This window comes from Bradyrhizobium guangdongense (assembly GCF_006483445.1).
Taxonomy (GTDB): domain Bacteria; phylum Pseudomonadota; class Alphaproteobacteria; order Rhizobiales; family Xanthobacteraceae; genus Bradyrhizobium; species Bradyrhizobium guangdongense_A.
Map to the genome: position 1 here is coordinate 14,166 of NZ_PPPT01000026.1, position 16,433 is coordinate 30,598.

Genomic DNA, 16,433 nt, shown 5'->3' on the forward strand with positions numbered 1-16,433 from the left:
CCAAAAGCCTCGTCGTCAGAATTGACCGGGCGGCAGCTTGAAGATGTCCGGGCTCTTGGCGTCGGCGACGTAGAACAGCAAGAGGCCGGTCGGCGTCAGCACGCGCTGATTGTTCTCCTTGTTCTCGAAGGTCCCCTGGAGCAGCAGGATCACCGACCGGTCCTTTGCATCGCTGCCGCGGAACATCACGATGCCGCCGTTGACAGGCATGTTGACGGCGATGGAGTCGGGCTTGAAGCCTTCGTTGAGGAAATGGGCGCGCAGGATGTTGGCGTTGGAGAACAGTTTTTCCGGCGTCATCGCCGCATCGGTCCCCTTGGACCAGACCGCGCCGACCTGGATCAGCGACTTGGACTTGTAGCCGAACACGTAGGACAGCTCGGCCGTGCCGCCGTTCGGCAGCAGCTCCGGCACGGAGAGCAACAGACTGTGCGTCAGCTCGGAGGGATTGTCCTGGGCCCTGATCGCCTCAGGCTTCACGGCAAAATCCTTGACCATCGCGGCGCGGACATCGGCTTCGCTGGTGCCGAACTTGGCGGAGCGGAAGCCGTCGATGGCCTTACCCGCCTTGTCCTCGCCGCTCGGAGCTTCTGTCGCTGATGGCGCCGAGCTCGCACCGGCGCTGGTGCCGGCCGCAGCCGCCTTCGGAGCGGGTGCAGCCTTCTGCTTCGTTGCGCCTTGATTCGTGCCCTGACTAGCGGGTCCTTGATTTGCAGCCCCCTGGGCGATCGCCGGGCTGACCAGAAGGGACGTCAAAAGGCCGCTCGCGGCCAACAGGGAATAAAGTCTGCGCATCTCAAACCTTCAAAAAAGAGTCGTCGACCGAGGTCGAAAGGCGAAAATCGAGCAACGGTTGGCTCTCGAAAGAGCAGCCGTTGGGACCACACACAATTGCTGCAGCGCCACGGAAAATCGGACAAAAGCCCGTGAATCGTTAGCAACATGCAGCGACATACGGATACGGTATTCGGGTCAGGAAGGCTGCGAATAGAGGTTCACATTTGCCTAATTTCGTCATTTGTGATCGACCGGCTTTCACGCTATGCACCCGCTGAGAAGTCATCGTGCAAGCCATGGAATTCGGGTCTCAAATCGCTTATGGGCCGAGGCTTCGCGCATGATTATGAGCGGGCCGCCGGGGGCGATAGTTTCCAAATGTGAAGGGGGAGGCCATTCCATGACCGCGCCGTTCACGCGAAAAGTGCCCGCAGCAATGCTCGATCGCCGCACCTTCATCCGCCTCGCCGGCACTGCGGCGGCGGCCGGCTTCTCACTGGGCGCATCATCGGAGCGGATGCGCATCATCGGCTCGCTGGTCGGGCTACCCATGTCGGACCCATTGACGCGGAGGGGGTCGGAGGCCGAGAGCTCGCGGACGAATGCGCTGATCCAGGGCATGCAGCAACGCGGCTGGGTCGAAGGGGTCAATATCCGCTACGAGGTCCGGTCGAGCTTTGGCGGACCGGAGAACAGGGCGGCCGCGATCAAGGAATTGCTCGACCTCAATCCCGACGTGATCCTGACCTCCTCGACGGTCGAGACCGCGGCGATGATGGCCGCGACCAAGACGGTCCCGATTATATTCGCGACCGCCAACGATCCCGTCGGCAACGGTTTCGTCGAAAGCCTGACGCGTCCCGGCGGCAACGTCACGGGCTTTACCAGCAGCACACCCGAAATGGGCGGCAAATGGCTGGAGCTCTTGCGCGAGGCTGCGCCGCAGATCGAGCGCGTCGGCGCGCTGTTCAATCCAAAATCCACGCCGCGCGCGGGCCGCTTCTACCTCGACTCGATCCAGAGCGAAGCGGCGGCAACCGGCGTCGCGGTCACACCCGTACCCGTCACAGAGGCTGACGCGATCGACGAGGCCATCCGCAGCCATGCCGGCGCGCCGGCGGGTGGAATGATCGCGCTGGTCGACCCGTTCCTGGTGATCAACCGTCAGGCCATCATTGGCGCAGCGGCGAAATATCGCGTGCCGATGATTTATCCCTTCCACTACTTCATCGACGCCGGCGGGCTGATGAGCTACGGCGCCTCGCTCGAGATCCGCTCCGCCGACTACGTCGATCTCATCCTGCGCGGCACCAAGGCCGGCGATCTGCCGGTGCAATCGCCGCGGAGATACGAGCTGCTCATCAATCGCAAGGTTGCCGACACGCTCGGCTTGAGGCTGCCCGCCAGCCTGCTCGCGCGCGCCGACGAGATCCGCGAGTGAGCGAGACGAACGACCAGGGACGTGCGACCCCGCCTCCCGGCCGGCTGTTCCGAAAGTATCTCTACTCCTTCGTGGCGCTTGCTTTCGCCGCGCTCGCCGTCAACACCACGCTCGACGTCTGGTTCTCGTACCGCGAGCAGAAGCAGCTTCTGGCCGCCACCCAGCGCGAGCAGGCGGCATCGGCGGCGATCCAGATCGGACAGTTCATCGGCCAGATCGAGAGCCAGCTCCGCTGGATGTCGCGCCTGCCCCCGGACCTGTCGGCGCGCGAAGACAACCGCCTGAACGCGATCCGCCTGTTGCGCCTGTCGCCTGCCATCGCCGAAATCGCCCAGATCGATCCGCGCGGCCGCGAGCAGGTCCGCGTCTCGCGCCGCGTCGCGGACAGGATCGGCAGCAATGAGGATCTCTCGGCCTCCACGGCCTTGCTCGTGGCACGGGCAAGCGGCGTCTATTACGGACCGGTGTATTTCGTCGGCGAGACCGAGCCGTTCATGACGCTCGCCGTTGCCGGCAGCGGAAGCGAACCCGAGGTCGCAATCGCCGAGGTCAATCTGCGCTTCATCTGGGACCTGGTCTCCCGGATCAAGGTCGGCAACACCGGCAAGGCCTATGTCGTCGACCGCAAGGGGCAGTTGATCGCGCATCCGGATCTCTGGCCGGCGCTACGCCAGACCGATCTCTCCGCCGATCCGGACGTCAGAAACGCGCTTGCCGGCATGGCGCCGCCCGCGGGCGGCACAGTGAAGGAGGATCTGTCGCACCAGCAGGTGCTCTCGACCTATGCGACGGTCGCACCGCTCGGCTGGCTGGTGTTCGTCGAATTGCCGCTCAGCGAGGCCTATGCGCCGATCTACGCCTCGATCGGGCGTTCGGCGTTCCTGCTCGTCGTGCTGCTGGGATTTGCGGTCCTCGCCGCACTCCTGCTCAGCCGCCGCATGGTCGTTCCGATCAGGATGTTGACGCAAGGCGCAAGGCGCATCGGCAGCGGCGATCTCGAGCAGCGGCTCGCGATCAAGACCGGCGACGAGCTGGAGGGGCTCGGCGACCAGTTCAACCGGATGGCCGCGCATCTGCGCGAGTCCTACGCGACACTCGAACGCAAGGTGACCGAGCGCACCGCCGAGCTCGAAAAGGCCCGCGACCAGGCGCTCGCCGAGCACAGCGCGGCCGAGCGCGCACGCCGCGCCGCCGTGCACGCCAACGAAACCAAATCGCGTTTTCTCGCCGTCGTCAGCCACGAGCTGCGCACGCCGCTGAACGGCGTCATGGGCGTGCTGCAACTGCTCGACGACGGCAGCCTCTCGGAGACGCAGCGGCGCTCGCTTGGGACCGCGGCGACCTCAGGCGAAACCCTGATCGCACTGGTCGACGCGATCCTGGAATATGCCCGCCTCGAAGCCAGCACCGAGGCGCTGGAGCAGCGCGATTTCCGTCTCGACCAGCTCGTCGAGGCCGCCGCCGAGCTGATGCGGCCGCAGGCGCAGGCCAAGGGGCTCGCGTTCAACCTCACCTGCGACGTCACCGTGGACACCTATGTGCATGGCGATCCCGTCAGGCTCAACCGCGTGCTGCTCAACCTGATCGGCAACGCGGTGAAATTCACCCCGAAAGGCACCATCGACCTGACGGCCGCCGTCGAGCCGCATCAAGGCGCGCTGCTGCTCCGCTTCGCCGTTGCCGATACCGGGATCGGCATTGCGCCCGACATGCACGAGCGCATCTTCGAGGATTTCGTGCAGGCGGACGACAGCATCGCCCGGCGGTTCGGCGGAACCGGCCTTGGGCTGGCGATCGCGCGCCGCCTCACCCGTCTGATGGGCGGCGATCTGACGGTGGAGAGTGCTGCCGGTGCAGGCGCCACGTTCCGCCTCACGGTGCCGCTTGCACCGGCCGAACACGGCGCCGCGGCGCGCGTTGCGCATGAGCCGCCCCGCTCGCTGCGCGTCCTGGTGGTTGACGACGATCCCGTCAATCGCGAGATCGGCGAAGCGATGCTGCGACGGCTCGGCCATCGTCCGACGATCGCGCGCAGTGGCGCCGCCGCGGTCGCGCTCGCTGCGAACGAGCCGTTCGACGTCATCCTGCTGGATCTGCACATGCCCGATATGGACGGCGTAGCGACGGCGACCGAGCTTCGGAAGCTTCAATTGCAGCCGGTGCCGCGGATCATCGCGCTGACCGCCGACGTCTCGAAGGCCGCGCGCGATCGGCTGGCGGGCGCAGGGATCACGGAGATCCTCGGCAAGCCCCTTCTGCTGAACCATTTGCGGGATACGATCGAGAGCGATCGCCACGAGACGCCGGCGCCGGCACGTCCTGCGGCAGACGCGTTGATCGACCAAGACTATCTCCGCGACCAGACCGAGCTGCTGGGCGCCGCACAGATCGCGAAGTTGCACGGCCTCTTGGAGCGCACCGGCGCGACGCTGATCGGCGAGATCGCGACAGCCGCGGACGCGGTCGATCGCAGACAGCTCGCACGATCCGTGCATCAGCTCGGCAGCGCCTCGAGCGCGCTCGGCCTCGTGCGCCTGTCCGAACGCTGCAGCGAGATCGAGCTGTCGGTGACGTCGATGTCCGGCGTGGAGTGCCGGGCGGTCGCGCAGGAATTGACGGGCCTCGTCGAGGCCTCGTTGCAAGAGCTGGGGCGCCTGCTTCAGCCGTCCTAGAGTATAGTCACTCGTCCAGCACGAGCTTGTAGCCGACGCCGGTCACCGTCGCGATCACAGGACGCTCGCTGCGGCTGACCAGCTTGCGGCGCAGCCGCGCCACCAGCGCGTCGACCGTGCGGATATCCACCTCGGCGTGGCGGTTGCTAATGACCTCGATCAGATATTCACGGGTCAGCGCACGCCCGCGTGCATCGACCAGCGCAGCCAGCAGATCGAACTCGCCGCGCGTCAGATTGATCTGCACGTCCTCCGGCGCGGTCAGTTCGCGGCGCACGAGATCGATGGTCCAGTCGCGAAAGCGGATGGTCGAGCCGGCGGCCGGTGCCGGAGCGTCGATCGTGCGCCGACGCAACAGCGAGCGCGACCGCGCCAGCAGATCGCGCAGGTCGATCGGCTTGGTGACGTAGTGATCGCCGGCAGCCTCCAGCCCGCGAATGCGATCCGCATCCGAGCCCCGCCGCGTCACGAAGATGATGCCGACCGGGCTCGCCGCGCGGATCTCCTGCGCGAGCTCGATGCCGTCGCCGTCGGGGAGCTGGACGTCGATGAACAGGAGATCGGGCGCCTGGTTGCGCATGAGCTCGCGGCAACGCTTGCAGCTCTCGACGACCGTGACGTCGAAAGCGTGCTCGGAAAAGTAGGCCGCGATCATCTGGCCGGTGACCGGATCATCTTCGAGCACCATCAATTGCTGACGGCGTGTCGGCGCAGTGTTGGCAAGTAGCGACAAGACCTATCCACTCGACTGGGAGGGCCGCATCCGCCGCCCGGAGAGGGCACGCGGCTTTGCTTGCGGGCATAGCCATCATAGCCCAATTCGAGACGAAGGAAACGGCGCGCCAACACCTCAATTTCTACTGCTTTGTGAATTGGTTACTTGACATCTTGGGCGGCTTTTGCCGGCCGTATTGACGGACCGCACCGGCGACGGCATAGGATGAACAAACAGCGACCAGAATCGAGTCGCAGGGTTCCCGTCCATGAAGACTGCACTCGTTATCGGCGGCGGCGTTGCGGGTTGCGCCGCATCCCATCAACTCATGCAACTCGGCGGCTGGAACGTCACCCTCGTCGAGGCCGCCCCTTTCCTCGGCGCCGGCCTGCGCACCTTCCATTACGGCGGCCACCCCTACACGTTCGGCCCGCGGCATTTCCTGACGCAGAACCGGCGCGTCTACGACTACATGAACGCGATCTGTCCGCTGCGCTCCTGCGCCGAGCATCAATTCGTCACCTATGTCGAACGCGACAACGCGTTCTACAACTATCCGATCCACGAGGACGACATCGCGCGCATGCCGGATCGCGACAAGATCGCGGCCGAACGGCAGGCCGCGACCGGCGTCGCCGCGGCGAAGAACCTCGAGGAGTACTGGATCGGCTCGGTCGGCCGGACGCTCTATGAAAAGTTCATCGACAAGTACAACAAGAAGATGTGGCTGGTCGACGACAACAGCGAGATCGACACCTTCAACTGGTCGCCGAAGGGCGTCACGATCAAGAGCGGGCCGCGCGCGGCCTGGGACACCGCGATCTCCGCCTACCCTTACGCCGCCGACGGCTACAACCGCTATTTCGACATCGCGACTGTTGGCGTCAACGTGCTGCTCTCGACCCGGATCGAGCGCTACGACATTCCGAACCGCACCGTCTGGATCAAGGGCGAGAAGAAGAGCTACGATTTGATCGTCAGCACGGTCTCGCCGGACGAGCTGTTCGAGCGATGCTACGGCGAGCTGCGCTTCATCGGGCGCGACTTCCACAAGATCGTGTTTCCGACCGAGCACGTATTCCCCGAGCACGTCTATTTCCTCTACTACGCCAACGACGAGCCGTTCACGCGCCTCGTCGAGTACAAGAAGTTCACGCATCACAAATCGCCGACCAGCCTCGTCGGCATGGAAATCCCCTCGCTCAACGGCAAGCACTATCCGCTTCCATTCAAGGCCGACCAGGAACTGGCGCGCAAATATCTCGAACTTATGCCCGACAACGTCTACTCGGTCGGCCGCGCCGGCAGCTATCGCTACGGCCTCGACGTCGACGATTGCCTCGAGCAGGCCATGGTGATGGCGACGCAAATCAAGGAAGGCGGTCGCGACTATCCCGTTCCGCTCGAGATCTGGCGCTGAACGCGTCAGTTCGATGCGGCGTGGCCGCGTTCCAGCCGCAGCTTGCGCAACTCGACCGCTTGGCCCGAAGGGGCAAACGCGCCGGCTCCGTCGCGGTCCATCACCTGCAACAGGATGTGTGCCCGCCCCGTCGTCAACGGCGCCGTCAGCGTCAGCCGCCGCCACTCGCCGCTCACCGGACGGATATCGACATCGCCGAAACGCGTTGCGTCGATCTGCGTCAGCAGCGCGCCACCCTCCGCCAGATCGAAATCGCCGATCGTGCCGATCGTGCCATCGAGGATCTGCAGGCGAAGACGGCTGGTGCCCGCGGCCTTCACCTCCAGCGACAACGTGTAGGGCCCCGCCTCCGCCGATATCTCGCCGATGCCGACATAGTGCTCGCCGGCCGGGCCCGCCGCCGCGAGGCGCCAGGCGCGTGGCGAGGAGCCTTCAATCGCGGCCAGCGTCGCGATCGGACTTTGCCCGACGATTGTCTCGAGCGCATCGGCGTGCGCGATGCGATTCTTGCCATCGCCAGGCACGAAGCCCGGGCTGCCGGGCCCTGACGTCGGACGGTAGGGCGAGGCCGACTGGCCGCGCTCGATCTGGAGTGCGCGCAGCAGCACCGCTTCGCGGTTCGGCAAGAAACTCTCCTTGCAGTCCTTGTCAGTGAGCTGCAGCAGGATCTGCGGATCGTCCCCGGGAAGGCGCGCGCTCAGCCAGATCCGGTACCAGCCGCCGCCCGCGGCCGCGATCCCGGCACGACGCGCGGACGCAGTCCCGACCGGATTGGGCCTCGCGGATACCTCGGCAAAATCGAAGTCGGCGAGCATGCCCTGCTGCGCGCGATCGAAGAGCACGACGCGCAGGCACGACGCGGCATCCGGCTTCGCGTACATCGACACGGTGAAACCGCCCGCCGCGGCCTGCACCGGTTTGAGTGACACATAGTGCTCGGACGTGGCACCCGTGGCGGCAAGGCGATAGACCGCGTGACCATCGACGCTGGCCTCTGTCGGTGTCAGCGCGGCGAAGGCCGCGCCGGCGACGACGCTCCTGAGCGACTCCGAGCGCGCGATGAGATTGGTCCCGTCGCCGGGCACGAGCCGATCCGGCGTGTAGTCCTGCGCGCGTCCCGAAGCAGCCGGCTGCTTCAGCGCATCGGCGATGAGGGCCGCAACATGCGCATTGCCGCGCGCCGACATGTGTCCGAAGGCATCGCCGGTCATCACATAGTAATTCCGCAGCGCGTCGCGATCCTGCTCGTACACGGCCTTCAGGCTGGCGAATTCGTCGACCACCTGAATGCCCATCGTCCGCGCACAGGCATTGACCGGAACCGCATCGTCGCTCGGCGCGGTCCAAGTCTGGATGGCGCCGCTGCCATACTGCATCACGAGGAGCATGCGGATGCCTGATGCATCCGCCTGCCGCTTCAACCGTTGCAACAGCCGGCAGGTCACGTCGATGGGGTCGTTGGAGACGCGAACATAGACCTGACGCGGCGTCGCGAGCCAGACGTCGCGCGCAACCGCCATCATGGTGCGATGAACCGCAAGCGAGTAGCCGGCGATGTCTTTGACGAACTCGGCGAACTTGTTGTCCCGAACCGGCGCCAGACCAGGGACCGGCGTGTTGTTCAGGATCAGCCTGTCGTCCTCGATCGTGTAGTAAGGTTTTGGTGCGCCGTAGACCGAAAATCCGCTGCGCAGGACATCCTGGGACAGGAATCCGACCAGCAGCACCCGCGGGCGAACGACGGGCAGCAATCTCTCGGCCTGCATGACGATCTGATCGGTGCCATAGCCGCCGACGCCGCCATTCATGACGGGTTGGCCGATCAGGCTCTCGAGCTGCGCCGGCCAGGTCTGATGATCGTGAACCTCCGAGCCTGCGGTGAAGGAATCGCCGACGGCAAGGACGCCGCCCGACCGCAGCTCGGTCGCGTCATTGCCGTTGGAGCGAATGCCGTAGGGCAGCGTGTTGAAGCCCGCCGACTTCAGGCCCGGGCGCAAGACCCAGCCGAGCTCGGCGTCATAGGCCGACGCGCCCTGATTGGCGCCGCCGATTGCGACGCTGCGGAAGTTGACCCGCTCGAAGACACGATCACCGAGGGCCAATCTGAAAGCGGCCTCCCCCATGAGGCACGCAAGCAGGAGAGATCCGGTCAGGAGCAGCACTTCCGCCAGGCCCCCGGATCTCTTCTTCATTGTACGGCCGGCCTACCTGACATTGTCGCCAGCCTGCGCGGCGACGACGCGCCTGATCTCGCCACCGCCGAAGATGACGGCGCCGCGATTCTCCGCCGTTCCATGCGCCGGAAACAGCATGACCTTGAGCTTGTCGTTCCCGGCATCCTTGCAGCTCCCGGTCAAGGCCAGGCGTTCCCAGCCGTCGGGCTCCGTCGTCAAAAGGTGATGGCCGCTCGCCCCGATGACGCCCATGGTCTTCGGATTGAAGAACACCACGGAACTCTCCTGCTTGGCACCGCCGAAGCAGAGCATCACGAGCCCGGTATAGTCCGAAGTGAATGGCTTGATGCGCACGGAGACCTGGAAGGTGCGATCGGCCGATTCATGGTCGAGCGGAAACTCCTGGGAGACCACCCCGAAGCCGGCCGATGCGTCGGTGAGCTGCACGCCGCCTGCACCGATCTCGTCCCATTCGCTCACGGGCCTGGAGATATCGAGGCTGTCGGTCTGGGCCTGCGTTCCGAACAGCCGCGCCGTCGTACGAATCTCGACCGGGGCGGTCTCGACCAGCGCCGCGAGCTGCTGCCGCGCCGCCGCCGCGACCTGTGCCGGCTTGCGCCTGCCGATGCGCTCGATCGCGCCCGAAGCGGTGATCTTGTCGGCGATGCAGGCCGCGACGAGGCGATTGCCCTCATCGTTGTAATGGACCTGGTCGACATAGACCGCGTGCTTGACGTCCTGCAGCGCGTCGGCGCACCAGACGAAACCCGGGCCCAGGTCGCGCGTCGCGGCCAGGCGCGCCATGGCCGGATAGCCGTAACGGCTGCGCCGATGCTCGTCCTCGACCCGGAACGGATGTTGGGCGAGATCGTATTTGTAGAGCGGCACCGGCTGCCAGGCGAACACGGCATCGATGCCGAACTGGGTGGCGATGCCCTGCGCAATATCCTTGTTGGTGAGATAGCGCGCCATCACGGCTTCGATCCTGACGGGATCGGTGATGTCAAAGCTGTCCTTGTAGGTCTTGGCATAGAGGTCGTCGCCGGCAGGCGCGGCGTTGGCCTGAGATATCCATGCTGTTTGCTTGGTGGACGTAGACACGGCCGAAGTCTTGGTGGACTCCGCACCGATCTTGCGGGCGAGCCTGACGAGCGGAAGCGACTTCGCGAGCTCGACGACATGCCAGGCGACGCCCTGCTCGCGGCCCAGTTGCCGGCTCATGCTCATCATCAGGTAGAAGCTCTGCCGGTAGTTCTTCGCCGTTGCGGGGTCCCCGTCCCAGAAATGAAAGTCGTTCAGACCGTCGATGAACACCACCATGTCGGGAACGTAGCCGTAGCGGAGCTGGTTCTGGAAATAAGTGACCTCCTGCGACGAGAAATAGGCGCCCACGCCGAAATTGTAGACGTTGATCGCCCGCCCGGTCCTGTCGCGCAGGATCGCCTGAAGTGCTGCAGGAATGGTCTTCCCATCGTCGACGCCCGACCCGACCGTCGTCGATCCCCCGAACACGAAGACGTTGATGGCGTTACGATCGAGCGGCCACGGCGCCTGATCCTTGCCGCCGATCCGAAAACCCGCCTGGTGAATATTGATCGTCGAGGTCGAGATCGCGGCACTGCGGAAGTCCACGAAGGGCTCGTAGGCGTTCGGCAGCTCCGGCTGATCGTGCAGCAATTGACGGATCTCGCCTTCCGTCTTGTCCGGATAGACGCGCTTGAACACCTCCATGCCATATCTGGCAATCGCGGCATCGCCCGCCATCCGCCGCCGCTGCTCGTCCGACACGGCCGGCTGATCGCGATTCAGATAGTAATCGGCCGCGATGTTGGCGATGACGAAGAGTGCGAGCGTATTGAGGACGACGATCAGGCTGACCTTCGCAATCCTGCCTGCAACGCGCCTGAGACTGCTGCCGCCTTGTGTCACCTGGGACCTGATACTTGATGCAAACCCGCCCTCCCCGGCAATATACAGAGTGGGTTCCGGGGGCTCAAGCGACGCAACAGGTCCGCCCCTTCGAACCGGACGTGTCGATCCCTGCAGGGGCAGATCTTGACTGACCAGAAAAGACCAGTCCTTCACATCATTCCGTCGCTGCAGCAGGGCGGCGCCGAACGGATCTTGTCTGATGTCGTCACGCAAATGGGTGGCGACTATCGCCACCATGTCGTCACGCTGCTGGATGAGCCGCCATTCTTCGACCTCGGCGGGGCCGATCTGACGACCCTAAAGATGGACCGGACGCGGTGGGACTTCGGGGCGGTTGGACGATTGACGATGGTCGCCGATCAGGTGCGCCCGTCCCTGATCCATAGCTGGATGTATCACGCCAACCTCCTGTCGATCGTCCTGCGCCGCCGCGCACCCGTGCTGTGGTCGATCCACAACACCGACCTGTCGCAAAGCGGAACGCGGCTGCGCACCCGGCTGATCAACCGCGCCGGCGCCGGCCTCTCCCAAATCGTGCCGAACCTGATTGCTTACTGTTCAAAGTCCGCCAAGGACATCCACGAAGCCGTCGGTTATGCCGCGCGCAAGGGTCGACTGATCGAGAACGGCGTCGACACCACCGCGCTCTTCCCCGAAGCAAAGCTGCGCCGCGACAGCCGGCGCGCGCTGGGCTTTGCCGACGCTGAATTCGTCGCCTGCAGCCTCGCTCGCTTCTCACCGCAAAAGGACCATGCCACCCTGCTCGCCGCGATCGCGCAGGCGCGCACGACGGCTCCAGAGCTTCGCATGCTGCTGGTCGGCTCGGGCTGCGATCGCGACAATCCGGCGTTGCGCGAGATGGTACAGCAGTTCGGCCTCGATGACGCGGTGCTGATGCTCGGGGAACGGCACGACATCAACGCGATCCTCAATGCAGCCGATCTGCTGGTGGTGTCCTCAGCCTTCGGCGAGGCGCTGCCGCTTGCGATCCTCGAGGCGTCGGCGGTCGGATTGCCCGTAGTTTCCACCGCGGTCGGCAATGTCGGGGAACTCGGCCTCGTCGATTCGATCGTACCGATTCGGGATTCGGCCCGGTTGGCCGAAGCAATCGGCGCGGCCGCATCGCAGCTGCACGCCCCGGAGCGCGCGGCCGCGAAGCGGCACCTCATTAAGACCCGCTTTTCCACCGATCGCATGTTGTCCGCCTATGCCGCGACCTATCGCGAGCTTCTCGGCGAGCTATAATGCGGTCTTGAATGCCGGACGAGCGGCGGAGGAAACGAATTGAGTCACGCAGCGCAATACCTCGCGGAGCTCCGTGAAATCGCCGACCGCCTGTCGCCCGAGATCATCGAAGAGCTCTGCACCGAGCTGGTTCGCCTGCGCGAACGCGGCGGACGGCTGTTCCTGATCGGCGTCGGCGGCAGCGCCGCCAATTGCGGCCATGCCGTCAACGACTTCCGCAAATTGTGCGGCATCGAGGCCTATGCGCCGACCGACAACGTGTCCGAGCTGTCGGCGCGCGTGAACGACGAAGGCTGGCACACGGTGTTTTCGGAGTGGCTCAAGGTCAGCCGGCTCAACGCCAAGGACGCGCTGTTCGTCCTGTCGGTCGGCGGCGGCAACGCTGCGCGCAATGTGAGCCCGAACATCGTCGCGGCCGTGGACGAGGCCAAGGCGCGCGGCACCCGCGTGCTCGGCATCGTCGGCCGCGACGGTGGCTACACCAAGGAGCGCGGCGACGTCGTCGTCGTCATCCCGACCGTCGAGGAGACGCGTGTGACGCCGCATGCCGAAGCTTTTCAAGCCGTAATCTGGCATTGCCTGGTCTCGCATCCGAGCCTGCAGACCAAAGCGACGAAATGGTGAAGCGCTAACCGCCGCCAGTGGCCGGCAGCACCGCGTCGATGAGATAGCTTCGGTGGCGTCCGAGCTCGAAGCCGGGCGTCGCCACGGCAATGCCGTCGATCTCGGCGTTGCCGTCATTCCAGGTCAACTGACGCGACACGCCACTCGCGGTCTTGAGCACCGCGTCCTCACCTGCGCGCAACTGCACGCGGCCCATGACGAGATGGCCGAGAATGTGTTGCGTCAGATGCCGCGCCTTGCCCGGCTGCATCAGCCCGTCGCCTCCATCGAGCAGCCACCGCAGGATCGCACCGTTGCGCGGAATGAGCAGCGTCCAGGGTCCGCTCGCGCGAAGCATCCGGGTGAGTTTGGTCTCGAGCAACGCCGCGGCCAGGACTTGTCTCGCGCGCTGCAGGTCGGGCCGGTCCATGACAGCGAGCAGGCGAAGTCCCTCGCGGGTTCCGGTCAGGCGTTGGACCAGCATGTCGGACTGCTGCTCGGCGCGGCGCCATTTCGCGGGGGTTCGCGGCTTGGCGTGAATGTAGAAACGCCCGGAGGCGGCAACGTCGTTGATCGGGCTGTCATAGTGCAGCCACCAGCTCGCGACCTTGCGCACGTCCAGAACCTGCGGCCTGGCGTACCATTCGATGTCCTTGTTCGCGGGTGTCAGGCTCAGCGCGAACAAATCATCGGAATCGGTGACGTAGTGAACGAGGTCCGGATCGAGCTTGTGGGCGACCAGCGCCTGCTGGTTGAGATCGACCATGGACGGATCGTAGGCGAACATCTCGCGCACCAGGACCCGCATCAGGATCCCCTCGTCCGGTACGGACCAGAGGATGAACTCCGGATGCACCGGAAAATTGGTGCTGTGGCGCATATAGGTCAGTGTCAGCGGATGGATGTGCCGCATGGCGACATCGACGAGCTCGCGCGGGCTGGCCTCGATCGTCGGGGATTCCGATGAAGCAAAGCGCCGGCGGACCTCGGGCACGCAGCTTTCCTGCGTGACCCGGACATAGGTCATGAAGATCGCCCGCTTGCCGCGAGTCACGAGGTCGGCGACATGGGCGAAGGAACCGTTGGCCCAGATCACATCAGGCGGAACGAACAGGATCATCGCACCGGCAGCGCGCGCATCATCGATGCTGCGGCGCCACAGCAAATGATGCATGGCAATCGGACTCACCGCATTCTGGACGGGGCACTCGACCAGCTCGACCGACACCAGCGTCTGCAACCGCTTGAAGCCGGGCGACGCCGTGATCCGCGCGACGTCCCCGGCCGAGGTGAAGATGCGATAGGTCACCCGATGCCGGGCGGCAAAGGCCGGCAGGTTGCCCTCTGCAAGCAGGCTCGGGAGATTGACGTCGAGGAACGCCCCAACGTGCCAGGGGCCCCAGACCACCGTTGAGAAATGAAAATGCACCGACGTAGTCATCAGGTTTGCAGCGTCGGCCCGGACTGGACGCGCGAAGCGCGCGGGGTCGCAAGAAGCGGCGAGTTTGCCACCGGGACGGCCCTTGTCAACGCCGTCTCTGCCCGCAGGGCCGACGGTTGCGCCGGGGCGGCAAAACAGCTATTCGCGAGGTGAAACCGTGGGGAATCGGGCCTGTCCCGTCCTCGCGATAATTGGACGATACGCATGCCGCTGGTCGATGCTTTTGATCTCGGACCGCATGGCCAAAACGTCAGTCCATCGCTGATCGAGGACTTCCTGTCGCAGGGCTACGTGATCTGCGACGTCTGCGATCGCCCTGCGCTCGACCAGTTGCGCCGGGAGATCGTCACCGCCGCGGCAAAGGCGATCGACCAGCCCGGCCCGACCGACGACGGCGCGTTCCTCGACGGCATTCACCAGGTTCTTCCGGTCGAGAAGCTCAACGCCGTCCGGCTCGGCCTCTATCACGAGATCAACTCGCGAGCGTGGTTCCGTCCGACCTATTTCCGGCTTGGCCGCGCCATGCTGGAGACGCTGGTCGGCAACGAACTCGCGATGCAGAACCGGATCAACTTTTCGATCCAGATGCCGGGCGACAAGACATCGCTGCTCGATCTGCACGCCGACGTGTTCAGCGGCGAGACGCCCTATCAGGTCGTGCAGTGGTTGCCCCTGGTCGACGTCAAGGCGACGAAGTCGATGTTCATCCTGCCGCGGCCGAAATCTGAGGCCGTAATCGCGCGGCTCGCGGAGTTCTCCGACGGAGGCATGCGCGCGCTTTACGAGGAGATCAAGCGCGACCTGATCTGGCTCGACATCCCCTATGGCAAGGTTCTCATCTTCTGCCCGAACTTTTTGCACGGCAACGTCGTCAATGACGAGGCGACCACGCGCTGGTCACTGAACTGCCGCTTCACCGGCCTGTTCACCCCCTATGACAGTCCGGAAAAGGCGCTGGGCCAGTTCTATTTGCCGATCACTGTACGGCCGACGACGCGCCTCGGCATGGCCTATCGCCAGCCCGGCGGCTTCAGGGAGTAGGCGATGTCGGGCAACCGGCAAGCGAACAGACAAGGGTTTCGCGGCTACGTCACCTCGCGCGGCTTTGGCGAGTATCGCATTCCCGTTCCGCTGCAATCGCTGGCGCTACGCGACTACTGCGCACGCAAGGGAATGCAGTTCATCCTGCCCGCCAACGAGAACAATTTTCCGAACTCCTATCTCGTACTCGACGGCATGGTAAAGGGCCTTGCCGGCTATGACGGCATCGTCATGTGCAGCATCCACATGCTGCCCCAGCGGAGCGAGCGGCGGCGCAAGATCTACGCGCAAATGCTTGAGTTCGGATGCGCGCTGCACACAGTGATCGAGGGCTACGTGATCGCGACGCCTGAAGACGTCGAACACGTCGAGGAGCTCTTGCTGCTGAACAAGATCGCGCCGCGCCTGCCCTTCGAGCTTCCGACCAGCGGATGAGGGGGCTCGCCCATTGCGTCGTCTGCGGCGCTGTTGAGGCCCGGCCGGTGTGGTCCGTCGATGACGCGCCGCTCTATCCGTTCCGTCCCGCCGACAAGGCGAAGAGCCGGTTTGGCTTCGGCAGGCTCGCGATCGTCGCCTGCGCGCAATGCGGCCATCTCTACAACGCCGCGTTCGACACCGATGGTGCCGACGAGCTCTATTCGAGCTTCGTGCTCACCAACGAGCCGGTCAGCCCGTCCATGCTGCGTGCGGTGGAGGGCGTTGCCGAGACCATTTTGCGCCATGCGGCTCCGCGACCATCGGTGCTCGAGGTCGGCGGCGGCGGCGGCGCGCTGTCGCTGGCGCTCGCGCCGCATGCGCGCGAGGTCCACCTGGTGGAGCCGAGCCGTGCCGTGACGGCGGAGCGCTTTGCGGGCACGCAAGTCCAGTTCCACAACAGCATGTTTCCGGCGGCTTCGCTCGGCGAGCGGACATTCGACGTCATCGCCTGCCGCCAGGTGATCGAGCACGTTCCAGATCCCGCGCCGTTCCTCG

At 65.0% G+C, this 16,433-nt stretch carries 13 protein-coding genes; 8 read left to right on the forward strand and 5 right to left on the reverse strand.

Going from position 1 to position 16,433, the window contains the following annotated elements:
- Positions 1 to 15: 15 nt before the first annotated feature.
- On the reverse strand, positions 16 to 795 hold the full coding sequence (locus C2U70_RS04090) for a hypothetical protein (RefSeq protein ID WP_140976580.1): 780 nt from the start codon (positions 793 to 795) through the stop codon (positions 16 to 18).
- Between the two features lie 382 nt (positions 796 to 1,177).
- On the opposite strand from C2U70_RS04090, the gene C2U70_RS04095 reads away from it, so the two are divergent.
- Together C2U70_RS04095 and C2U70_RS04100 are read left to right on the forward strand one after the other, a co-directional pair.
- A complete protein-coding gene (locus C2U70_RS04095) occupies positions 1,178 to 2,218 on the forward strand; it encodes an ABC transporter substrate-binding protein (protein ID WP_246666657.1) in 1,041 nt (346 codons plus the stop codon).
- Positions 2,215 to 4,890: a hybrid sensor histidine kinase/response regulator gene (locus C2U70_RS04100; protein WP_140976581.1), complete on the forward strand. Its 2,676-nt coding sequence runs from the start codon at positions 2,215 to 2,217 to the stop codon at positions 4,888 to 4,890. Before C2U70_RS04095 ends, C2U70_RS04100 begins: the two co-directional genes overlap by 4 nt.
- A gap of 7 nt (positions 4,891 to 4,897) precedes the next feature.
- Here the strand turns inward: C2U70_RS04100 and C2U70_RS04105 are convergent, their stop codons facing one another.
- Positions 4,898 to 5,578, reverse strand: a complete 681-nt coding sequence (locus C2U70_RS04105; protein WP_140976592.1) for a response regulator transcription factor — start codon at positions 5,576 to 5,578, stop codon at positions 4,898 to 4,900.
- Positions 5,579 to 5,873: 295 nt separating this feature from the next.
- Between C2U70_RS04105 and C2U70_RS04110 the strand changes: the two genes are divergently transcribed.
- Positions 5,874 to 7,025: a UDP-galactopyranose mutase gene (locus C2U70_RS04110; protein WP_140976582.1), complete on the forward strand. Its 1,152-nt coding sequence runs from the start codon at positions 5,874 to 5,876 to the stop codon at positions 7,023 to 7,025.
- 5 nt (positions 7,026 to 7,030) lie between these two features.
- Here C2U70_RS04110 and C2U70_RS04115 read toward each other — a convergent pair whose 3' ends face one another.
- Entirely contained in the window at positions 7,031 to 9,127 is a 2,097-nt protein-coding gene (locus tag C2U70_RS04115) for an SGNH/GDSL hydrolase family protein (protein ID WP_140976583.1), read from the reverse strand.
- Between the two features lie 102 nt (positions 9,128 to 9,229).
- Entirely contained in the window at positions 9,230 to 11,128 is a 1,899-nt protein-coding gene (locus C2U70_RS04120) for an SGNH/GDSL hydrolase family protein (protein ID WP_140976584.1), read from the reverse strand.
- Between the two features lie 126 nt (positions 11,129 to 11,254).
- Between C2U70_RS04120 and C2U70_RS04125 the strand changes: the two genes are divergently transcribed.
- Together C2U70_RS04125 and C2U70_RS04130 are read left to right on the forward strand one after the other, a co-directional pair.
- Complete coding sequence (locus C2U70_RS04125) at positions 11,255 to 12,376, forward strand: glycosyltransferase (protein WP_140976585.1); 1,122 nt, start codon at positions 11,255 to 11,257, stop codon at positions 12,374 to 12,376.
- Between the two features lie 39 nt (positions 12,377 to 12,415).
- Entirely contained in the window at positions 12,416 to 13,000 is a 585-nt protein-coding gene (locus tag C2U70_RS04130; protein WP_140976586.1) for an SIS domain-containing protein, read from the forward strand.
- A 4-nt stretch (positions 13,001 to 13,004) separates the two neighbouring features.
- On the opposite strand, the gene C2U70_RS04135 is transcribed toward C2U70_RS04130, so the two are convergent.
- Positions 13,005 to 14,420: a fasciclin domain-containing protein gene (locus C2U70_RS04135; protein ID WP_140976587.1), complete on the reverse strand. Its 1,416-nt coding sequence runs from the start codon at positions 14,418 to 14,420 to the stop codon at positions 13,005 to 13,007.
- A 204-nt stretch (positions 14,421 to 14,624) separates the two neighbouring features.
- On the opposite strand from C2U70_RS04135, the gene C2U70_RS04140 reads away from it, so the two are divergent.
- From C2U70_RS04140 to C2U70_RS04150, 3 genes are all read left to right on the forward strand, one after another.
- Positions 14,625 to 15,461, forward strand: a complete 837-nt coding sequence (locus C2U70_RS04140; RefSeq protein WP_140976588.1) for a sporadic carbohydrate cluster 2OG-Fe(II) oxygenase — start codon at positions 14,625 to 14,627, stop codon at positions 15,459 to 15,461.
- Positions 15,462 to 15,464: 3 nt separating this feature from the next.
- On the forward strand, positions 15,465 to 15,896 hold the full coding sequence (locus C2U70_RS04145) for an LIC12192 family sporadic carbohydrate cluster protein (RefSeq protein WP_140976589.1): 432 nt from the start codon (positions 15,465 to 15,467) through the stop codon (positions 15,894 to 15,896).
- Positions 15,897 to 15,943: 47 nt separating this feature from the next.
- The coding region (locus C2U70_RS04150) for a class I SAM-dependent methyltransferase (protein ID WP_186294051.1) at positions 15,944 to 16,433 on the forward strand (490 nt) is incomplete at its 3' end.

Bases quoted from the DNA above. Each gene is read 5' to 3' on its own strand.
- C2U70_RS04090 (WP_140976580.1), bottom strand. From the start codon at position 795: ATGCGCAGACTTTATTCCCTGTTGGCCGCGAGCGGCCTTTTGACGTCC.
- C2U70_RS04095 (WP_246666657.1), top strand. From the start codon at position 1,178: ATGACCGCGCCGTTCACGCGAAAAGTGCCCGCAGCAATGCTCGATCGC.
- C2U70_RS04105 (WP_140976592.1), bottom strand. From the start codon at position 5,578: ATGGTGCTCGAAGATGATCCGGTCACCGGCCAGATGATCGCGGCCTAC.
- C2U70_RS04110 (WP_140976582.1), top strand. From the start codon at position 5,874: ATGAAGACTGCACTCGTTATCGGCGGCGGCGTTGCGGGTTGCGCCGCA.
- C2U70_RS04135 (WP_140976587.1), bottom strand. From the start codon at position 14,420: ATGACTACGTCGGTGCATTTTCATTTCTCAACGGTGGTCTGGGGCCCC.
- C2U70_RS04140 (WP_140976588.1), top strand. From the start codon at position 14,625: ATGCCGCTGGTCGATGCTTTTGATCTCGGACCGCATGGCCAAAACGTC.
- C2U70_RS04145 (WP_140976589.1), top strand. From the start codon at position 15,465: ATGTCGGGCAACCGGCAAGCGAACAGACAAGGGTTTCGCGGCTACGTC.